Source organism: Streptomyces sp. NPDC050636 (assembly GCF_040654775.1).
Lineage (GTDB): Bacteria > Actinomycetota > Actinomycetes > Streptomycetales > Streptomycetaceae > Streptomyces.
This window is the reverse complement of the sequence record NZ_JBFAIP010000006.1, coordinates 181,431-201,604: the sequence shown is the minus strand read 5'-3', so window position 1 is coordinate 201,604 and position 20,174 is coordinate 181,431. Positions and strand designations below refer to the sequence as shown.

At 72.2% G+C, this 20,174-nt stretch carries 16 protein-coding genes; 7 read left to right on the top strand and 9 right to left on the bottom strand.

What is annotated here, in order from left to right:
- The first annotated feature begins 113 nt into the window (after window positions 1–113).
- Window positions 114–1,874, top strand: a complete 1,761-nt coding sequence (locus AB0I10_RS09370; protein ID WP_363151742.1) for a hypothetical protein — start codon at window positions 114–116, stop codon at window positions 1,872–1,874.
- Window positions 1,875–1,981: 107 nt separating this feature from the next.
- On the opposite strand, the gene AB0I10_RS09365 is transcribed toward AB0I10_RS09370, so the two are convergent.
- Window positions 1,982–3,334: an ABC transporter substrate-binding protein gene (locus AB0I10_RS09365; protein WP_363151741.1), complete on the bottom strand. Its 1,353-nt coding sequence runs from the start codon at window positions 3,332–3,334 to the stop codon at window positions 1,982–1,984.
- Window positions 3,335–3,505: 171 nt separating this feature from the next.
- Between AB0I10_RS09365 and AB0I10_RS09360 the strand changes: the two genes are divergently transcribed.
- Complete coding sequence (locus AB0I10_RS09360) at window positions 3,506–3,964, top strand: hypothetical protein (protein ID WP_363151770.1); 459 nt, start codon at window positions 3,506–3,508, stop codon at window positions 3,962–3,964.
- A 109-nt stretch (window positions 3,965–4,073) separates the two neighbouring features.
- Window positions 4,074–5,003, top strand: a complete 930-nt coding sequence (gene purU, locus AB0I10_RS09355) for a formyltetrahydrofolate deformylase (RefSeq protein ID WP_363151740.1) — start codon at window positions 4,074–4,076, stop codon at window positions 5,001–5,003.
- Window positions 5,004–5,048: 45 nt separating this feature from the next.
- Here purU and AB0I10_RS09350 read toward each other — a convergent pair whose 3' ends face one another.
- Both AB0I10_RS09350 and AB0I10_RS09345 read right to left on the bottom strand, forming a co-directional pair.
- A complete protein-coding gene (locus AB0I10_RS09350) occupies window positions 5,049–6,431 on the bottom strand; it encodes a zf-HC2 domain-containing protein (protein ID WP_363151739.1) in 1,383 nt (460 codons plus the stop codon).
- Window positions 6,428–7,018, bottom strand: coding sequence for a sigma-70 family RNA polymerase sigma factor (locus tag AB0I10_RS09345; RefSeq protein ID WP_363151738.1), 591 nt, complete (start codon window positions 7,016–7,018; stop codon window positions 6,428–6,430). The genes AB0I10_RS09350 and AB0I10_RS09345 overlap by 4 nt, the downstream gene beginning before the upstream one ends.
- A 474-nt stretch (window positions 7,019–7,492) precedes the next feature.
- Here AB0I10_RS09345 and AB0I10_RS09340 point away from each other — a divergent pair, with 474 nt between their 5' ends.
- Entirely contained in the window at window positions 7,493–7,867 is a 375-nt protein-coding gene (locus AB0I10_RS09340; protein WP_030067429.1) for an STAS domain-containing protein, read from the top strand.
- A gap of 64 nt (window positions 7,868–7,931) precedes the next feature.
- On the opposite strand, the gene AB0I10_RS09335 is transcribed toward AB0I10_RS09340, so the two are convergent.
- The 4 genes from AB0I10_RS09335 to AB0I10_RS09320 form a co-directional block, all read right to left on the bottom strand.
- A complete protein-coding gene (locus AB0I10_RS09335; RefSeq protein WP_363151737.1) occupies window positions 7,932–9,140 on the bottom strand; it encodes a histidine kinase in 1,209 nt (402 codons plus the stop codon).
- 2 nt (window positions 9,141–9,142) lie between these two features.
- Window positions 9,143–9,805 (bottom strand): response regulator transcription factor, encoded by a 663-nt coding sequence (locus AB0I10_RS09330; RefSeq protein ID WP_363151736.1) that lies wholly within the window; start codon window positions 9,803–9,805, stop codon window positions 9,143–9,145.
- A gap of 462 nt (window positions 9,806–10,267) precedes the next feature.
- Entirely contained in the window at window positions 10,268–11,317 is a 1,050-nt protein-coding gene (locus tag AB0I10_RS09325; RefSeq protein WP_363151735.1) for a hypothetical protein, read from the bottom strand.
- Window positions 11,318–11,557: 240 nt separating this feature from the next.
- Window positions 11,558–12,028 (bottom strand): hypothetical protein, encoded by a 471-nt coding sequence (locus tag AB0I10_RS09320; protein ID WP_363151734.1) that lies wholly within the window; start codon window positions 12,026–12,028, stop codon window positions 11,558–11,560.
- 152 nt (window positions 12,029–12,180) lie between these two features.
- On the opposite strand from AB0I10_RS09320, the gene AB0I10_RS09315 reads away from it, so the two are divergent.
- The 3 genes from AB0I10_RS09315 to AB0I10_RS09305 all read left to right on the top strand — a co-directional run bounded on the left by AB0I10_RS09315 (window position 12,181) and on the right by AB0I10_RS09305 (window position 17,832).
- Window positions 12,181–14,142 (top strand): serine/threonine-protein kinase, encoded by a 1,962-nt coding sequence (locus tag AB0I10_RS09315; protein ID WP_363151733.1) that lies wholly within the window; start codon window positions 12,181–12,183, stop codon window positions 14,140–14,142.
- Between the two features lie 134 nt (window positions 14,143–14,276).
- Window positions 14,277–15,950: a succinic semialdehyde dehydrogenase gene (locus AB0I10_RS09310; RefSeq protein WP_363151732.1), complete on the top strand. Its 1,674-nt coding sequence runs from the start codon at window positions 14,277–14,279 to the stop codon at window positions 15,948–15,950.
- 19 nt (window positions 15,951–15,969) lie between these two features.
- Window positions 15,970–17,832, top strand: a complete 1,863-nt coding sequence (locus AB0I10_RS09305) for a GMC family oxidoreductase (RefSeq protein WP_363151731.1) — start codon at window positions 15,970–15,972, stop codon at window positions 17,830–17,832.
- A gap of 60 nt (window positions 17,833–17,892) precedes the next feature.
- Here the strand turns inward: AB0I10_RS09305 and AB0I10_RS09300 are convergent, their stop codons facing one another.
- Together AB0I10_RS09300 and AB0I10_RS09295 are read right to left on the bottom strand one after the other, a co-directional pair.
- Window positions 17,893–18,960 carry an LAETG motif-containing sortase-dependent surface protein gene (locus AB0I10_RS09300; protein WP_363151730.1) on the bottom strand — a complete coding sequence of 356 codons (1,068 nt, stop codon included), beginning with the start codon at window positions 18,958–18,960 and terminating at the stop codon, window positions 17,893–17,895.
- A 771-nt stretch (window positions 18,961–19,731) separates the two neighbouring features.
- Entirely contained in the window at window positions 19,732–20,037 is a 306-nt protein-coding gene (locus tag AB0I10_RS09295; protein WP_363151729.1) for a chorismate mutase, read from the bottom strand.
- Window positions 20,038–20,174 lie beyond the last annotated feature (137 nt).

Sequence of the window (20,174 nt, the reverse complement as noted above, 5' to 3'; positions counted from 1 at the left end):
GTGCGTTGCGGGGGCGGGCGGGGGTGGTGACCAGGGGACGTGGTCGAACGTCGCTGCGAACCGGTAGCGTGCAGCCGACGATTCCGTAGGTCTGCACGATGGTAGGAGTCCCGGTGACGCAGAGCGGACAGGGCCACGACCCGCAGAATTCTGCGGCCGGCCCCGCCAGAGAGGGCATTGTGCTGCCCGCCAACGGCGAGCCGTGGGTGCCCGACCAGCAGGCCGCGCCACCGGCCGGCCAGCCGTGGGGCCAGCCCTGGGGACCCGGCCAGCAGGACGCCCAGCCGTACGGCCAGGCGCCCGTCCAGGGACAGCCGCCCGTGCAGGCGCAGTCGCCGGCCCAGCCGCAGGCGTACGGCCAGGGCTACGCCCAGGCCCCGGCCCAGCAGGCCGCACTCCCGCAGGCCCCGGACCCGATGGCGCAGCAGCTCCCGCCCCAGGGGCAGCCGCCGATGCCGCCCATGCCGCCGTCCGCGCCGCCCGCGATGCCGCAGCAGCAGGCGTCCCCGGAGCCGCCGCCGGCCGCCGCGGTTCCGTCCGGCGCACTGCCGCCCGAGGGCCCGTCGTACGGCGGCCAGCAGCGATACGACCAGCAGGTGCAGGCGCAGCCGCAGGCATACGACCAGCAGGCGCAGCCGCAGCCGTATGGGCAATACCCCCAGCAGCAGCCGCATGCCCAGCAGCCCCAGCCCCCGTCCGGGCAGCTGGTCCCGGCGACGCCGCAGGTCGGTGCGCCGCTGCCGCCCGCCGCGGGCGACGCGGAGCAGACCGCGCTGCTGTCCCCCATGAGTGCGCGGCAGGGCGTCCCCGGTGCCGCGCCGCTGCCCCCCGAGACGGCCGGTGAATCCACCCAGCTGCTGCGCCGGGTGAAGCCGGCGCAGGGCGGGGCGCCGGGCCAGGGCCGGCCGATGCCCCAGGCCCAGCCGATGCCCGCCGCCGGTGCGGACTCGGAGGCCACCCAGCTGATTCCCCCGGTCGGCGCCGGTGCGCCGACCCCGCCCGGCGCGCCGTACGGAATACGGCCCGGCGCGCCCGCGGACCGTCCGACCCCCGCCGAGTTCGAGGGCCTGTTCCGCGACGGGCCGGGCGCGCCGGGAGCGGCCGCCGCGCCGGACTCCACCGCGCAGCTGCCGCGCTTCGAGGACCCGGGCCGGTCCCCGTACGGCCAGCAGTTCCCGCCCCAGGGCGGCGGCTACGACCAGCAGATGCCCTATGACGACGACGACCGTGGCGGGCGCCGCCGGGGGCTGGCTCCGGCCGCGATCATCGGCATCATCGTCGTCGTGCTGGCGGGCGCCGGCCTCGGCGTCGGCTGGGCGCTGAGCGGCGGCGGCGACGACTCCGCGAAGAAGGAGAACCCCGGCACCAGCACGGAGAAGGCGGCGAAGGAGAAGCCGCAGCCGAAGCCGTCCGCCGACCCGGCCGAGGCCCAGGCCAAGGAACTCGACGCGCTGCTCGGCGACAGCAACAACAGCCGCGCCTCGGTGATCAGCGCCGTCAACAGCATCAAGACCTGCGACAACCTGGGCGGCGCGGCCAAGGACCTGCGGGACGCGGCCGCGCAGCGCAACGAGCTGGTGACGCGGCTGAAGCAGCTCCAGGTCGACGAGATCCCGAACAACGCCCAGCTGACCGCGGCGCTGACCAGGGCCTGGCAGTCGTCCGCCTCAGCGGACAACCACTACGCGGCGTGGGCCGGCCAGGTCGGCGGCAAGAAGGGCTGCCCCAAGGGCAAGGCCCGTCTCACCAAGCAGACCGCCCAGGGCAATGCGGCCAGCGGTGTGGCCACCAAGGCCAAGCAGCAGGCGGCGCACATCTGGAACCCGATCGCCCAGAAGTACGGCCTGACGGAGCGCCGCCCCGAGCAGCTCTGAGGCCCCGAGCCGCACTGAGGCCCCGCGCGCGGTCATGAGGCACTGCGCGGGGCGCCGGAGAGCGGTGACGGATGGCGTCGGGCCGCCCCGGTGGCCCCACCCGCCCCTCAGTCCTCCGTACGGCGCCGCTCCAGCGTCTTGGTGACGTTCACGAAGCCGTCCTTGACGGCGACCAACTGCCCGTCCCGTACGGCCTGGTACGTCACCATTCCGTTGACGATGCGCGGAAAGTCCTGGACGGCGAGCATGTCGTCCTCGCGCCAGCGCAGCTTCGGGGTCAGGCCGCCGGTGTCGATGGCGCGGTCGCCGTGGTCCAGCGCCTGCTGGAGGGCGTGCGGGGTGATGTCCTCGACGCCCTCGTCGTCCAGCTGCTGGATCAGCGCCCGCAGCACGGTGTAGGCGATCCAGGTCGTCTGGACGCCCTGGTCGGCCGGGTCGATGCGGTTGTCGGCGAAGGCGTGATCGTTGATGACCTTGCGCATCGGCTCCCAGCGGGCATCGCTCGCCACCGGGTACCAGCCGGTGAGATACGCGCCCTCCAGCGGCCCTGAACCGCCGCCCGTACGGTCGGCCAGCGACTGGCTGACGCTGCCGAGGATGGACGCGATATGCACCTTCGCGTGGTCCTCCTGGAGGCGCCGGAAGGAGTCGAAGAACGCGCCCGTGGCGTCGCCGAGCGAGGCGGTCACACAGGAGCCGGCGGACTTCCCGCCGTTCGCCGCCGTGCCGTAGACGGTCGGATCCGCGCCCACGCCGTCCAGGGCGCGGGTCACCTCGACCGAGTAGTCGGTGCCGTCCTCGGGGGCCTTGATGTCCTGCGCCGGCTTCCGGCTGCCGCTCTCCAGACCGGAGTTGAGGAGCTCGGGCATCTGGTCGCCCTGGATGGTGTCCGGCCGCACCAGCGCGACGCGCTCGCAACTGCGCGCCAACTGGCGCCCGTTGCCCGCGAGGAGGGACGCCTGGCCGCCGTTGACGGGGTATGAGAGCGGGCTGGCGAACTCTTCGTCCGAGGCGCCGTAACCGCCGATGAAGGGTATGCCCTCGACCTCAAGGGGCGACATGAACGAGCGGCCGAACTGGCTGTACGAGCCGACGACGGCGACCGCCCCCTTGTCCGCCGCGCGCTGGGCGCACTGCGCGGCGGCCACCGAGTCATTGCGCTCGTTGCAGGTGAGGACCCGCAGACGGTGGCCGTTGAGGCCGCCCCGGGAGTTGACCCAGCGGGCGTACGCCTCCGCCATGGCCGGCATACCCGGCATATTGGTCGCGTTGGTGTCCTGGGGCGCCCAGGTCATCACCGTGATCGGCGCCTTCTCCCCGGAGTCCGCCGACATGCCGGAGAGGGTGCCGCAGCCCGCGAGTAACGACGCGATGACCGCCGTACATGCCACCGCCGAAGCGATCGCGACCGAGGGAGCATGGGAGGAGGGGCGGGGGGAGGAGCGTCGCCGTCCGGTCATGGTCCTGAAGCCTTCCGTCCCGCCCGGAACGTGTGAGTGACGTCAGAGCAACGGATGGTGACGTAGAGGTGAACTCCGGGGGGCCGTGAGAGATCGTCGGCGAGGAACGTACGATCGAATACTGTGCAAGGTTCGGAGAAGTCTTCCCGTCGCGGCCGCCGCTCGACCACCATGGGCGGCATGCCACTCAACGACATGCCATGGTGGCGCTGGCGCAGCAATGTGCGCTCCGCGCTGCACATGCTCTCCGACCCCGTCTTCCAGCAGGAGACCTGGCTGACCGGCCGGCCCGGGTACGGCGACGTCACCGACGCCGTCTACCGGCTGGTCGAGGACACCTGGCTGGACAACTGGTCCGCCGACAAGTACATCGGCACGATCTTCCGGGACGCCCAGGAGGCGGCCCTGGTCGATGCCGCCGTGCTGCGGGTGCTGCGGATCATGCACCAGGTCGGTGCGGACGCCCCGGTCACCGCGTACATGGAGCACCAGGGCTGGCCGGAGGCCGTGCAGGCGGCCCGCGAGGCGCATGTGCTGCTGGCGGCGGCGGACGGCGAGGACCCGGATGTCCCGCCACGCTCCCTGGAGGTGCTGGCGATCATGACCGGCGGCCCGGACGCCCCGGCCTGACCATCCCCGCAGGTGTGCGACCCTATGAGGTCATGAGCGAGCGAAGCGAGCGAGTCATCGAAGGGTGCGCGTCGAGCGAATGCGAGACCGAGCGAGGCGAGGTTTCGGCATGAGCGAGTCGCAGCAGCCCACCAAGCCCGGCCGGAACGACCGGAACGTTCAGAACGAGCGGACCCGTCGCGAAGGCCAGAACGATCAGTACGTCCTGACGCTGTCCTGCCCGGACAAGCAGGGGATCGTGCACGCCGTCTCCAGCTATCTCTTCATCACCGGCTGCAACATCGAGGACAGCCAGCAGTTCGGCGACCACGACACCGGGCTGTTCTTCATGCGGGTCCACTTCAGCGCGGATGCCTCGGTGAGCGTCGAGAAGCTGCGGGCCAGCTTCGCGGCGGTGGGCGACTCCTTCCACATGGACTGGCAGATCCACCGGGCCGACGACAAGATGCGCGTCGTCCTGATGGTGTCCAAGTTCGGGCACTGCCTCAACGACCTGCTCTTCCGCTCGCGGATCGGCGCGCTGCCGGTCGAGATCGCGGCCGTGGTCTCCAACCACACGGACTTCGCCGAGCTCGTCGGCTCGTACGACATCCCCTTCCACCACATTCCGGTCACCCGCGACACGAAGGCACAGGCCGAGGCGCAGCTGCTGGAGCTGGTGCGCGCGGAGAACGTCGAGCTGGTGGTGCTGGCCCGCTACATGCAGGTGCTCTCCGACGATCTGTGCAAGGCCCTGTCCGGCCGGATCATCAACATCCACCACTCCTTCCTCCCGAGCTTCAAGGGCGCCAGGCCGTACCACCAGGCGCACGCCCGCGGTGTGAAGCTCATCGGTGCCACCGCGCACTATGTGACGGCGGACCTCGACGAGGGCCCGATCATCGAGCAGGAGGTCGAGCGCGTCGGCCACGAGGTCACGCCCGACCAGCTCGTGGCGATCGGCCGCGATGTGGAGTGCCAGGCCCTGGCGCGGGCCGTGAAGTGGCACAGCGAGCGCCGGGTGCTGCTGAACGGCAGCCGGACCGTCGTCTTCGCGTAAGACGTGCCCTGAGGGCACGCCCTGGGGCGTGCCCTGCGCTGCCGTTCAGAGCCGGGACAGCGACGCGGTCGCGAAGAGGACGTCGCGGATCGCGTCACGTTCGCCGTGCTGGCCCGCGGCCGCCTCCTCCGGCGAGACATGCCCGGCCGCCAGCTGGCAGAACTCTGCGCTGTCCAGGGCGATATGGGCGACCGTGCGGTCCGGCGAGCCGAGTGCGGCCGGGGAGTCCAGGGCTATGTACCAGTGGCCGCCGCCGCTGCCCTCGACCTCCAGATGGAGCGTGCGGCCCGGGGCGCCCGCCTCCACCAGACGCTGCGGCGGTGTCGCGAGCCCGGCCCGCCGCCGGTCGGCCAGCGCGACCGGCAGCAACCGGGCGGCGAGGTCGACGAGCTGGTGCAGATGCCCGGCGGCGGGCGGCTCGTACGGGTAGTCCACCGCGTCCGCGATATCGCCGGCGTGCACCCAGCATTCAAAGGCGCGGTCCAGGAACGAGTCGCACAGCGGAAGCCTGAACTCGCCGTACGGGACGGAGAGTTCGCCGACGCTGCCGCCGGCGAACGAGACCGTTCTTATCAGGGCGTGGCTCTGGTCGCGCCACGGGCCGTGGGTGGCGAGCGGGCTGGGGGCCTCGCCCGCCGCCTGCCAGTACGATTCCGTCCGCGCGGTGGGGCCCGGGGTGCCCGGCGGGGCGGCGCAACCGAGCGGGTCGGGGAGCCCCAGTGCCGACGCGACCAGGCCGTCCACCGTCATCAGATGGCCGATGACCCCTGCCACGGTGGTCTCCCGCTCGACCGGGCGCTCGCCCCGGAACCAGCGCAGCCGCACCGGGGCACGCCACTCCGACTCGCCCATGTCCCGCAGCAGCGCGTCGAGTTTGGCGGCCTCCGCGTCGTACGGCGTCGCCCAATCCGGGACGGGGATACGGGCCGGCCGGCGGCCGAGGCAGCCTTCCAGGACGCGGGAGCGCAGCAGCGGATCGAGGTCGAGGCTGTCGGCGGGATGCAGCAGGCCGACGGCATCGCGCAGCCGCAGCGCCTCGTCCGCGCAGGAGGCGCAGTCCGTCAGATGCGCCTCGACGGCGGCCGTCTCCTCGGTGGAGCAGGCGGCCAGCGCCCAGGCGCCGAGCAGCGACTTGAGGACCTTGTGAGGCGGGGGAGGCGAGGCAGGAGCGGCCGGGGACGCCGGGACCGGGCGGGCGGCCGGTGCGGCGGCCGGCCGGGACGCGGGCTCGGCGGCGGCCTCGGACGCGGACCCGGGGCCGGTCTCCTCCGGTTCGCTCGCGTGCTGGGGGTGCCTCCCAGCGGTAGCTGGGGGAGGGTCCGGCAGCGGGCCGTGGTCCTCGGCGGCGGAGCGCGGTGACGGTATGCGCGGCCGTTCACCGGGCCCGCCGGGCGCTCCGCGGCCGTCCCACTCGTCCGGGCCCCTCACCGCGACCGTCCATGGACCGTGGGCGCGGACGGCGGCAGCGCCGGGTGGTTGTGGGCGGTGGACAGAAGCTGCAGGCCCAGGCGGAGCCGGCGCCGGGCCTCGTCCTCCGTGACGCCGAGCTCGGCGGCGGTCTGGCGGTAGTCGCGCCGCTGGAAGTAGGCCAGCTCCAGGGCGTCGCGCAGCGGTGCGGGCATGGACGTGACGATGTAGTCGGCGCGGGCGGCGGTGGAGGCTTCGTGGATCTTCTGCTCTATCTCGTCGGGCTCGGGGGCGTCCGGTCCGCTGTCGCGCGCCGAGGCGGCCTCGGTCTGGCGCAGCCGCCGGACGGCCTGATGGCGGGTGACGGCGGCGACCCAGGAGCGCAGCGAGCCCTGCTTGGGGTCGTAGGAGTCCGGGTGCTCCCAGATGTAGGCGAACACCTCGCGGGTGGTGCGGTCGGCGGCGTCCTCATCGGCCAGGACGCGGTGCGCGAGGCTGTGCACGAGCGAGGCGAAACGGTCGTAGAGCTCGCCGAGCGCGGCTGCTTCGCCGCGGGCCAGCCGCTGCTGCATCCGCCTGTCCCAGCGCGGTGGTGCGTCGTTTCCCATCGGACCCCTATCCCTGTCCGTCGCCGCCGAGCTCACACCTCTGCCGATCACCGAATTCCCTGCTGCCCCGCCTTCTCCTCCTGTGCCCGGACCGCTGCCCGCGATCACAGAATCCTCCGTCCCATCGAATGTAATGCGCGGGTCGGACATCGCACGCTCCTTTGCGGCAAACCGAACCCTGAGGGGGATGCGGATGGTAAGGGTGTCATCACTTTGTGGTGGTAATGCCCGATCGAAGTGGATCAATGCGGATCGTTCGTGCCTGTATCGGCCGATGTGTTATCCGTGTGTGACCGGACGCCGAGGGGAAAGCGGTGCTGTGCTGGGCATAGCCTTGGACGGGAACGCCCTGTTGTGCCAAGGATCCGGAAGAGTTTCAGGGGGCCGAGGCCGGGCAGTCGACCGGGGGAAGGATGCGTTCCGGATGCAACCGGGGCATATTCCGTCCGAAAGCGAGCGAAAGGCTTCGAGCGCGTGTCGTTGAAGGTGGCAGAGGGCGAACAGGGCCGTTGGGCCGTACTGCAGGTTTCCGGTGAAATGGACCTGGTCACGTCGCCCGCGGTGCGCCAGCATGTGCACGACGCGGTGGCGGACGGCCGGCGAAGCCTGGTACTCGATCTCTCCGAGGTCCGGTTCTGCGACTCCAGCGGCGTCGGGGTACTGATCGCCGCGCGCCGGCTGATGCGCTCCTGTCAGGGCCGGCTGCGGCTGATCCTCCCCGCCCAGGGGGCCGTTGACGGATCGCATGTCAACCGCGTGCTGGCGGCGCTCGGCGTCCGCCGGCTCTTCGAGGTGTACCCGGACCTGCACACCGCCGTCGACGAGGCGGCCGCACCGCTCTCCGCCTGACCCCGGACCGGCCGGGGGCGCAACGCCACGCGCCGCCCGCCCCGCCCGCTTCACTCCGCCCGCTTCACCCCGCCCCGTACGGGAATTCGGCCCGTACGACGAAGCCGCCGTCGGACGTGTGACGCGCTTCCAGCGTCCCGCCGAGGCTCTGGGCGCGCTCTCGCAGCCCCACCAGGCCATGGCCGCCCCCGGGAAGCGCGGGGGCCGTCGCCGTCGCGTCCGGCGGCCCGTTGCGGATCTCCACCCGCAGCCCCTCGCCCGTACGGCCCCCGTCCGTCTCGTCCGCGCGGACCGCGTCCACCGGGTTGACGCGGACCCGGACCCGCGCCCCCGGTGCGTGCTTGCGGACGTTGGTGAGCGCCTCCTGGACCGTTCGGAACGCCGCCCGCTCCACTGTCTTGGCGCCGCTCGCACCGGCCACCACGCCGCTCTCGTACGTCACGTCCAGCGCGCTCAGCTCGATCAGCCGTGGCAGCTCGTCCAGATCGGGCTGCGGCGCGAGAGCACGGTCCTGCCGTGCGTCGCCGCCGTCCGCCCGCAGGACGCCGACCATGTGCCGCAGCTCCTCCAGCGTCCGGACGGACAGTTCGCGGATCGTCGTGGCGCCGGCGCGGGCCGCCTCGTCCGCCGTGCTGACCTGCACCGCCCCCGCCTGGAGGCTGATCAGGCTCACCTGGTGGGCCACCACGTCGTGCATCTCACGGGCGAGCCGGGCGCGTTCGGTGGTCTTGACCCGGTCCGCGATCAGCCGGTCCTCGCGGCGCAGGCTGCGGGTCAGGTCCTCGACGCGGACGGCGAGTTCCCGGCGGGTGCGCACCAGGAGGCCCAGGGCGATCGGCGCGGCGGCGGTGACGCTGGCGTCGATCAGCACCAGGATGTTCTCGCGATACGCGGTGGGTTCGAGGTCGGAGATCGGATACGGGAAGAAGTGCGCGGCGATCAGCAGCACCGCGCAGACGCCGAACCGGGCCCGGTTGGGGCGGAGCACGGCGAGTGTGTAGAGCCCGATCATCGGCGCGAACCAGATGTAGCCGATGTAGAGGCCCGGGAGGGTGAAGAGGAAGACGAGGAGGGGGAAGCGGCGGCGCATCAGCAGGGCCACCGCGGCGACCAGCGACACCCACAGTTCCAGGGCCCATTCGAAGCCGTTGACGAGCACCGCGTCGGCGCTGCCGAGGAGGACCGGGACCACGATCGGCGCCATCCGCCGCAGCCGCTGCCCCAGTGGCCCGTCGGCGAGCGCCCGTATCCGTTTCTTGAGGCCGTCGGTCATGCTCACCACGCCCCTCGGCGGGCGCCCGAGACCAGGCCCGCCCGGTCGGCGACGATGGCCGCCTGGATGCGATTGATACCGCCCAATTTGCCCAGCAGGGCGCGGACATGGTCCTTGACGGTGCTCGGGGCCAGCCCCATCCGGTCGGCGATCTGGGCGTTGCCCAGCCCCTCGCCGAGCAGGGCCAGCACCTCCGACTCCCGCGGGGTCAGCCCGCTGACGGCGCGCGCCGCGGCGGCCTGGTCCTCGGCCGTGAGATAGCCGCCGATCACCGCGCGGGTGACGCCGGGGTCCAGCACACTGCCGCCCGCCGCCAGCGTCCGTACGGCCCGTACCAGCTGCTCCGGGTCGGAGTCCTTGAGCAGAAAGCCGGCCGCGCCCTCGCGCAGCGCCGCGGTCAGATACTCCTGGGCGTCGAAGGTGGTCAGCATCGCCACGGCCGGCGGTTCGGCGGTGGCGCGCAGCCGGCGCAGCACGGTCAGGCCGTCCACGTCCGGCATCCGGATGTCCAGCAGTACGACCTCGGCCGCGCTGCGCAGCACGGTGTCCACCGCCTCGGCACCGCTGCAGTCCGCGACCATCTCGATGTCCGGGGCGGTGCCCAGGATCATTCGCAGTCCGGATCTGACGAGCCGTTCATCGTCCACCACAGCGACACGGATCACCGGCCGCCCCTTTCCTCCGTCGCACCCATCCGATGCGCGCGCGACCGCCCTGTCCCGCGCTGCTCCGCCCGCCCGTCGCCCGACCTCCACCCAGAAGACAGCGCTGCGCGCTGACAGCCTCCCAGAGGCCCGCCCAAAGGCGCCCCCGCACCCCCGCCGACCGGCGGGGGTGAGCCCGCGACCTGTGGAGGATGCCGTGGGGAGGCACCAACGGGCAGAGTTGTTCACATGCTGCACCACTGAAGAGGCCACAAGCCCCATACGCGTTGCAGTTCACACTGGCGGCCGCCGCGACCCCCACACGCGGCGGCCGTCTTTGGCGTGCGACGGGCGGTTCGGAGGGGAATCGCCCGCCGCACCCCAAAGACGGCCGCCGCTCCGCTTATCGCCCGGCCGGTCCGTCCATCGCCCGCTGCCGGCGCTTCCGACCCGCCGCTGCGGCTCCCCGCCCGGCGGCTCCGCTTATCGCCCGCTGTAGCGCCCGTCCAGCGCCGTACGGAACGTTTCCGCACGCGCCCCGCCGTACGCGCCGAAGCCGCGACCGGTGGCCAGCACCACCACCGACGTCATCGCCGCCAGGGAGTACGCCGTCGTCACCATCGACAGCGTGCCCTCGGTCGTCTCGAAGGACTGGTTGAAGAAGTCCGTCACGGCCAGCCACACCACCGTCCGCACAGTGAGATACAGCTGCACCGCCGCGAACACCAGCAGCGCGCCCCGGACGTCGTGCCGCCCGCGGACCGCGAGCACACCGAGGACCAGCAGCACGACCACCGACCCCACGGTGGTGAACGCAAGGGTGGCGGCCACATGGAGGTCGCCGAGCACGGAGGCGTCGACCGCGTCACGCAGATAGCGGCGGGCGTCCATCCCGGGGGCGGTCACGTCCTGTACCGCCCACGCCAGCTGGGCCAGGCCGTTGATGAGGAACAGCACCCCGCTGATCCGCGCCGGGCGCCGCCACTGGGCATCGGGGCCGGCGCCCCGCTCGCCGCCGGCCCCCGCCTCGCCGCCGCGCCGCTCGCGCGCCGGGAACATCAGGGTCAGCACGACCAGCGCCGTCAGCAGCCCGAGCCCCCGGGTGGCGAGCGCCCAGCCGCCCAGAGGGTCGTTGCTGTACTGATCGCGGTAGGCGGCGTCCAGCAGACCCACGCCCTCGCGGGCCGAGACGGCGAGCAGCAGAAAGCCGGACAGCAGCGCGGCGGTGCGCGCCACCCGCCGCTGCGCCAGCGCCAGCACCGCGATGACCAGGAACGCGACCGTGAACGCCCATTCGTACGGGCCGAGCAGCTGCGCCGCGGGGGACGCACCGGGGTTGAACAGGCCCTCGATGAAGTCCCAGGCGGAGCCGCCGCTGTCGACGATCCCGAAGACGGTCCAGCCGAGCAGCGCGGCGGCGTAGAGCGCCAGGCACAGGCCGGTCGCGAGATACGCGCCGCTGTGCTCCGGGGCGGCCCGGCCCGGGTCGGGGCCCGGACGGACATCCACCGCTCCGCCGTCCTGCATCACCATGGCCGACCCCCGTTCCGCCCGCACCAGCCGCCGCACCGGCCGTTCCCGTACAGCAGCCTCACTGTGTCAAGGACGGCGTAAGAGGCGGTGGAGGTTCCACTCCGTGTGTCGTGGGGTTTTCGCTGTGTTCTTCGGGTTCCTCGGGTTCCTCGGGTTCCTCGGGTTCCTCGGATTCCTCGGATTCTTCGGATTCCTCTGGTTCTTCGGGCTCTTCGCGTTCTGTGCGGTCGGCCAGTGCGGTCAGCGCACGACATGGGCGGTGGCCGCGACGAAATCTCGGATCTCCTGGCGGGTGGTGCTCCGCAGCGCGGTCAGCGCGTCCCGGTCCCGGACCCAGTGCAGTTCGGTCACCTCCGACATCACCCGCTCGGAGCGGTCGAGTACCTCCGGGTCGTCGCTCACCATCTGCGTCCGGAACATGGCCTCTTGGGCCGCATAGCGGGTCTTGTGCACCTCCTCGCGCAGCTCCGGGGAGTCCTCGTCGCGGCGCTCGTCGTCGTTCAGCGCCAACCAGCGTTGGATGAGGACCCGCCGGTAGTCCAGCAGCGCCCCCGCGTACGCGCAGTACGCGTCGATGCGCTCCTGGCGCAGCCGTTCCGCGCGGGCGAACCGCTCGCCGCGGTCGCTCGCCCGCCGCTGGAAGACATGGGTGATGCCGGAACCCAGCAGGGTGCCGATGACGGCCACGACGCTCGCAACTACTGCCTCCATAACGGCCAGTGGATCATCCCGCCGCCCGGTCGCGCGGCGAAATCGCCCCTACTCCTTCAAGGACCCCAGGTCAGCGGCACGGCCCGGAGCGGAGGGCCGGCGCATGGGGAGCCGCCCCCTCCGGCGCGGTGGCCGTGGGGCAAGATGGCCCCATGGGCATCTTCGGGGGCGAGGGCCGACTGATCGGTGGGCGGTATCGCCTGGGCATACGGCTGGGCCGTGGCGGTATGGGTACCGTCTGGCAGGCCACCGATGAACTTCTGGGCCGCCAAGTCGCGGTGAAAGAACTGCACTTGGACGAGGGGACGGCCGAGCCCGAGGCGCGGCAGCAGCGCGATCGGGCGATCCGCGAGGCGCGGACGGTCGCCCAGATCAAGCATCCGAATGTGATCGTGGTGCATGACGTGGTCGTGGAGGACGGCCAGCCGTGGATCGTGATGGAGCTGGTGGAGGGCGCGTCGCTGGCCGACCGGCTCTACAGCGGCGGTCCCGTCGCGCCCCGCGAGGCGGCCCGGATCGGTATCGCGCTGCTGGGCGCGCTGCGGGCGGCGCACACCCGCGGGGTGCTGCACCGTGACCTCAAGCCCGCCAACGTCCTGATGGAGGCGGGCACCGGCCGGGTCGTGCTCACCGACTTCGGTATCGCGAAGGTCCCCGGCGTCGCGACACTGACCGAGACCGGCGGATTCGTCGGCTCGCCCGAATACACCGCGCCGGAGCGGATGGAGGGCCGCGGCACCGGCCCCGAGGCGGACCTGTGGTCGCTCGGGGTGCTGCTGTGCGCCACGCTCAGCGGCGAATCGCCGTTCCGCCGGGACTCCCTGGGCGGTGTGCTGCATGCCGTCGTGTACGACGAGATCGAGATCCCCGAGGCGGCCCGCCCGTTGCTCGCCGTCGTCCAGGGCCTGCTGGAGCGCCAGCCGGTGCGACGGCTGGACATCGCCGAGACCGAGCGGTTGCTGCGCGGCTATCTGCATTCCGGACGCGCCCCCGAGCGCGGGCCGGGCGCACCGGGCGGGCCGGGCGGACACGGCGGCCTCTGGGGGCCCGCCGGATCCGGCCATGGGGCCGGTCACGGAGCCGCGGGCGCGGCGGCCGTGGCGGGCGCACCGGGCGGCCCCGGCGGTCCCCTCCCCGGCGGCCCCGTCGGCCCCGGCCGGTCGGGCCCCGGCTCCCACGCCCCCCTCCACGACGGCCCCGACGGCGGCCGGCCCAGCGAGCACCCGCCGAGCGAGGACCCGGCCCACGCCCGCCCGCTCCCCGGCAGTACCCCGCTCGCCTCCACCCCGCCCGACCCCCACCCCGTCCACAGCCCCGCGCCCGCCGGGCACGGCGGCGGCCGTCCCGGTGGCCGTACGGGCGGCCGCGCCCCAGGCGTCCCGATCCCCGCCGCGCTCGACGACCGGGCGCTGGCCGTCGCGGCCCGCCCGCACACCGGCCGTACGCGTATCGCCCTGCTGGTCGCGCTGGCGGTGGTCGTCATCGGCGGCGCGGGCGCGGGCGTCGCGGCCCTGCTGCTGAACCAGGACGAGCCCAACGGCAGGAACGGCCGCCCCGGCCGGTCCCAGCAGGCGTCGGACACCCATCCGACACCGGGCTCCGGCGCGTCGGCTGGCACCCCCGGCATCGCCGGAACCCCCCGCCCCAGCGTCGGCATCACCGCCGAGGCCCCGACCGGCTACAGCATCGTCCGTGACCCGGTCGGCTTCGCGATGGCCGTACCGGAGGGGTTCACGCGCTCGTACGAGGAGCCGCGCGTCTACTACTACTCCGAGGGCAAGCGGTTCCGGATCGGCGTTCAGCTCCAGAAGCCGGTGCCGCAGGGCCCGATCGGGGCGATGCGCACCGCCCACGCCAAGGGCCCCGTCAACTACCGCGGCTACCGCCAGGGGCAGGTCACCGAGACCACGCACAACGGGCACCAGGCCGGGCTCTGGGAATTCATCTGGGACGGCAGCCCGCAGGACGGCGGATCGCGGTACACCTACGACCTCAGCTGGAACGAGGGCGGCAAGATGATGGACGTATGGATCTCGGCCCCGGTCGGCTCGCGCGACGAGGCCAAGCGGCACCTGGACACCGCGGTGGACGCCTTCCAGCTGCTGAGCCCCTGAGGATGCGCACCGAGCCGATACGTCACTGATCGGGGCCCTTGCGGCCAGTAATCACTGGCGCGATTGTGCGTACCGCGTGAAAACCCGTTACTGCCGGGTACACAAAGTGCGTGGGGAGGAATACGCTCGCCCGCATGACGGACTCGCAGGACACCGGAACAGCCGCCACCGCCGCCGCCCCCGCCGAGGCCCCCGGAGCGACAGCGCCCGCCGAGGCTCCCACCGACGGCAACCCGGTCGCGCTCGCCGCGGCGGGCAGCCGTACCGCGGCGGATGTGGTCACCCCCGAGGTGGCCGCCCGGCTCACCCGCGGAGTGCTCGGCAGCGGCCGCACCGCCAACCACACCCCGTTCACCGGGGAGAAGCTGGCCGACCTGCCGGAGTCCACCCCCGAGGACGTCGCCACCGCCTTCGAGCGGGCCCGCGCCGCCCAGGAACGCTGGGCCAGGGTCCCGGTCAAGCGGCGCGCCGCCGTCCTGCTCCGCTTCCACGACCTGGTGCTGCGCCGCCAGGCCGAGGTGCTCGACCTGATCCAGCTGGAGACCGGCAAGGCGCGGCTGCACGCCCATGAGGAGGTGCAGGCGGTCGCCGTCGCCGCCCGCCACTACGGCCGCAAGGCCGCCGCCTACCTCAAGCCCAAGGGCCACACCGGCGTCGTGCCGACCCTCACCAAGGTCACCGAACTCCGCCAACCCCGTGGCGTCGTCGGGCAGATAGCCCCCTGGAACTACCCCTTCGAGCTGTCCGTCGGTGACGCCCTGCCGGCCTTCGTCGCGGGCAACGCCGTCGTCATGAAGCCCGACACGGAGACCGCGCTGACCGCGCTGTGGGCCCGTGAGCAGCTCATCGAGGCCGGTCTGCCGGAGGACGTCTGGCAGGTCGTCCTCGGCGAGGGCCCGGTCGTCGGCCCGGCCGTCGTCGAGCACGCCGACTATGTCTCCTTCACCGGCTCGACCCGTACCGGCCGCGAGGTCGCCCAGGGCGCCGCCGCCCGCCTGGTCGGCGTCTCCCTCGAACTCGGCGGCAAGAACGCCATGTTGGTGCTGCACGACGCCGATGTGGAGAAGGCCGCCGCCGGCGCGGTCCGCGGCTGCTTCTCCTCCGCGGGCCAGCTGTGCATCTCCATCGAGCGGCTGTACGTCCACGAGTCCATCGCCGACGACTTCATCCAGCGGTTCGCCGCCCGTACGAAGGCGATGCGGCTCGGCAACGCCCTCGCCTACGGCGCCGACATGGGCTCCCTGGTCGGCGAGCGCCAGCTGGAGACCGTCACCGCGCACGTCGAGGATGCCGTGGCCAAGGGCGCCAGGCTCGTCGCCGGCGGCCGCCCCCGTCCCGACATCGGCCCCCTCTTCTACGAGCCCACCATCCTCGACGGCGTCGAGGCACCGATGGCCGTCTGCGGCGAGGAGACCTTCGGCCCGGTCGTCTCCATCTACCGCTTCAGCGACGAGGACGAGGCGGTGGCGCTCGCCAACGCCACGCCCTACGGCCTGAATTCCAGCGTCTGGACCAAGGACGGCCGGCGCGGCCGCGCCATCGCCGCCCGGCTGCGCACCGGCACCGTGAACGTCAACGAGTCCTACGCCGCCGGCTACGGCAGTGTGCAGTCGCCGATGGGCGGCATGGGCGACTCGGGCCTGGGCCGCCGGCACGGCTCCGAGGGCATCCTCAAGTACACCGAGGCACAGACCGTCGCCCATCAGCGGCTGATGCCGCTGGCGCCGTCCTTCGGGATGACGGACGAGAAGTACGCACAGTTCATGACCCGCAGCCTGCGCGCGATGAAGGCGTTCCGACTTCGGTAACAAACCCCCAGGAGAGCCAGTGCCCCAGGAGAACTCTGCCCGGAATCAGGACCCGGACGGCACCGAAAGCGACGCATACGACTACGACGTGCTGGTCATCGGCTCCGGCTTCGGCGGCTCCGTCTCCGCCCTCCGCCTGAGCGAGAAAGGTTACCGCGTCGGCGTCCTGGAAGCCGGCCGGCGCTTCACCCGCGAGACGCTCCCCAAGAACTCCTGGGACCTCCGCAACTATCTGTGGGCTCCGGCGCTCGGCTGCTACGGCATCCAGCGCATCCACCTCCTCGGCAAGGTGATGGTCCTGGCGGGAGCCGGAGTCGGCGGCGGTTCGCTGAACTACGCCAACACTCTCTACGTGCCGCCGAAGCCGTTCTTCGACGACCCGCAGTGGAAGCACATCACCGACTGGCAGGAGGAGTTGAAGCCGTACTACGACCAGGCCCAGCGGATGCTGGGAGTGCGGCTCAACCCGACGATGACGCCGTCCGACGTGCATCTGAAGGCGACCGCGCAGGCCATGGGCGTCGGCGACTCCTTCCACATGGCGCCGGTCGGGGTGTTCTTCGGGGACGGCCACGATGCTGTCAGCGGGGAGGACGCTGTCAGCGGGGAGGAAGCCGGCGGGACGGCGAAGACGTCTCCCGGCGGAGAGGTCGCAGACCCGTACTTCGGCGGCGCGGGCCCCTCCCGCAAGGCGTGCACCGAGTGCGGTGAATGCATGACGGGCTGCCGCCACGGCGCGAAGAACACCCTCAACGAGAACTATCTGCACCTCGCCGAGAAGGCCGGGGCCGTCATCCACCCGATGACATCGGTCGTCGCGCTCACCGAGGACTCACGGGGCGGCTTCGCCGTCCGGACGCTGCCGACGGACAACAAGAAGAAGGGCGAGGGCCGGACGTTCACGGCGCGCCGGGTCGTCGTCGCGGCCGGCACCTACGGTACGCAGACCCTGCTCCACCGCATGAAGGACAGCGGCCTGCTCCCGTACGTCTCCGGCCGTCTGGGCACGCTGACCCGCACCAACTCCGAGGCGCTGGTGGGTGCGCAGACCGACAACCGCCGCTACCGGAAGCGGCACGGCGCGGCGAAGGCCGACTTCACCAAGGGCGTGGCGATCACCTCGTCGATCCACCCCAACGAGAACACCCACATCGAGCCGGTCCGGTACGGCAAGGGCTCCAACTCGATGGGCGGGCTGACCATCCTCCAGGTGCCCTACCGTCCGTCCGGCCGCGTCGCGGGCTGGCTGGGCAACCTGGTCCGCCACCCGTGGCTCGGCCTCCGCTCCCTCTCCAACCGCCGCTGGTCGGAGCGGACCATCATCGGCCTGGTCATGCAGTCTCTCGACAACTCCCTGACGACGTACCGGAAGCCGAACGGCCTCGGCAAGGGCCTGCTCTCCGCGCGCCAGGGTCATGGCGCGCCCAACCCCGAGCAGATTCCGGAGGCGACCGAGGCCGCCACCCTCCTCGCCCAGGAGATCAACGGCTTCGCGGGCTCCAACGTCGGCGAGCTGATGGGCACCCCGCTCACCGCGCACTTCCTCGGTGGCTGCCCGATCGGCGACTCGGCGGACTCCGGCGTCATCGACCCGTACCACCGGCTCTACGGCCACCCGGGCATCTCGGTCGTCGACGGCGCCGCGGTCTCCGCCAACCTCGGCGTCAACCCGTCCCTGACGATCACCGCGCAGGCGGAGCGAGCGATGTCGCTGTGGCCGAACAACGGCGAGCCGGACCCGCGCCCCGCGCAGGGCGCGGCATACCGGCGGTTGGCGCCGGTGGAGCCGGTCAGCCCCGCCGTCCCCCAGAAGGCGTTCGGCGCGCTGAAGCTGCCGTTCCTGGAAGTCCCGCAGGTACCGCCGAAGAAGTCCCTCGCGTAGCGCGGCGTACGCGACGAGGGGCCGCACCTGGGAACGGTGCGGCCCCTCGCTTGTTACGGGTTACGCGGCGGCGGCGCCGGCCGTCTTGCGGCGACGGACGACGAAGATCGCGCCCGCGCCCACGACCATGGCGACCCCGCCCACGAGGGCGACGGTCGGCAGCGCCGAGGAGGAACCGGTCTCGGCGAGCTTGCCGGTGACCGGGATCTCCTTCAGTTCACCCTGCGGGGCGGGCTTGTTGCCCTTGCTCTTGCCCGGCTTGCTCTTGGCCGGCGGCACGCTGCCCGGGTTGGTGCCCGCGACCAGGATGTCGAAGTCGTACTGCGAGACATCCGAGAAGCCGCAGACGTCGTCCTGGTTGTGGTACGCGCCGATGGTGAACGCGAAGCCGTAGCTGCCCGGGGTCTTGGAGTCGACCTTCAGGCGCAGCTTGGCGTCGGCGTACTCATCGGTCTCCAGGCCGTCAATGGACGCGAAGTAGCCGTCCTCGTCGGTGATGGTCTCCCAGGAGCGGGTGTCCTCGTCGTACCACTGCACCGTCAGGAGCTTCGAGACGTCGTCGAAGTTGCCGGTGCTGATACCGGCCAGCGCGACATACGCGTCGACCGACTTCATGGCCTTGTCGGAGGTGTTGGTGGCGCGGAAGGTGAAGTTCTTCCAGCCGGAGCCGGCCACGATCTTGCTGGGCAGGCCGCGCAGTTCGGTGCTGATCGCCATCTCGTCCGACTGAGAGGCGCAGGTCGGGTCGTCGCCCGGCTCCTCGGTCGGCTTGGCGGTGGGCTTGGCCGAGGTGGACGGCTCGGGGGAGTCGCTGGGCTCGGTGTCGCCGCCCGGGGTCGCCGGGGCGGACGGCTCGGCCTCGTCACCGCTCCCGGTCTCCTCACCGGGCTCGGTGCCGTCGTCCGGCTCGGTGTCCTCGGCCGGTGTGGTCTCGCCGTCGGCCGGGGTTTCCGGCTGCGTGGCGGTGTCGTCCGTCTGGTCCGAGTCGGGGGTGCCGGGCGTCGGCTCGGCGCTCACGCTGGATTCGGTCTGCGGATCGGTCGCATACGCGGCGGGGGCCGCCATGAGGGCGGCGGGGGCTATGACGGCCGTCGTGGCGACGGCAGTCAGGGCACGGCGAAGCTTCATCGAGAAACCCCTTGGGGTCCAAAATGCCGCAGGGCGGCACAAGTTGGTAGCGGGCCGTCGCGTTGGGGGGCGCGGTATGGCCGTGCGATTGCAGGTACAAGACCGGCCATGGCCGAAAAGGGTTGCCCACCCGAACCGAAAAAGATCTGGTGACGCCCGTCACACCTTTCACAGCTGGCGCACAGGGATCTCACAGCCCGCGCACAGCCTGCCCTGAGCCGGCACTCAGCCCACGCACAGCGAAGGGCCCCGGACCGTCCACGGAGGGGGGTTGCGGACGGCCACGGGGCCCTTGGCTTCCGGTGTCGGCGTCAGGGCAGCGCCGGCACCGAGGGGCGGCGCTGGGGGGGGGGGTAGCGCCGCTGGTTCAGGGGGTGGTGCTCGATGGTGCGGAGCGCACGGTGGTCGGACCAATGGCAGTGCGGGGTCCATGCCGTGCGCGGCAAGTGGTTCGTCAAGCATCGTCCTGGATGCGCCTCATCCGGCGCAACCGTTTCGACGGGATGCGGTCGGTCCCGGGCGTCCCCAGGACCGACCACCCCATCGGATGTGACCGGGCTGCTGTCCCCTGCTGACCGGCCACGTGCACCGGAACGAGGTCCCACGACGCGGACCGCGGCAAGCGGCCGGCGTCTCATCGCTCCGGCTGTCCGCCCGTGGGGCGGCGTCTACGCGTAGTCCTGCAGGCCGCGCCTGGCTGGCGTGGCACCGGGATCAACGAAGCCTCTCGGCGGCCGGTCACGCGCCGTACGGGTGAGACGGCAACCGAACTCAGATCCGGCCCCGGGACAGCTCCAGCAGGGTCATCGCGAGCGCGGTGCCGGGCTTGCCCAGCTGGTCCCTGTAGTGGGCCAGGATCTCCATCTCGCGGGAGAGGTTCACCCGCCGGCCGCCGGAGCCGACCCGCTCGCGCTGGATGACGGCCGAGACGGCCATCCGCTCCTGGACGAGGCCGATGATCCGGCCGTCGAGATCGTCGATCCGGCTCCGCGCGTCGGCGATCACGTCGGCCGCCTCCGGGGAGCGTGCGCCGGTGTCGGGGGTGCTGGGGGCGGCGGTCGTGGTCTGGGTGCTCATATCCGTGTCTCCTGGGGTGAGTGACCCCGGAGCCGATGATCGGTCCCGGACGAACGACAGGCGCCCCGGACCTTGTCGGCCCGGGGCGCCTGGGAAGTCGCTTGTCAGTGGATCAAGCAGCACGACCATGGCAGCCG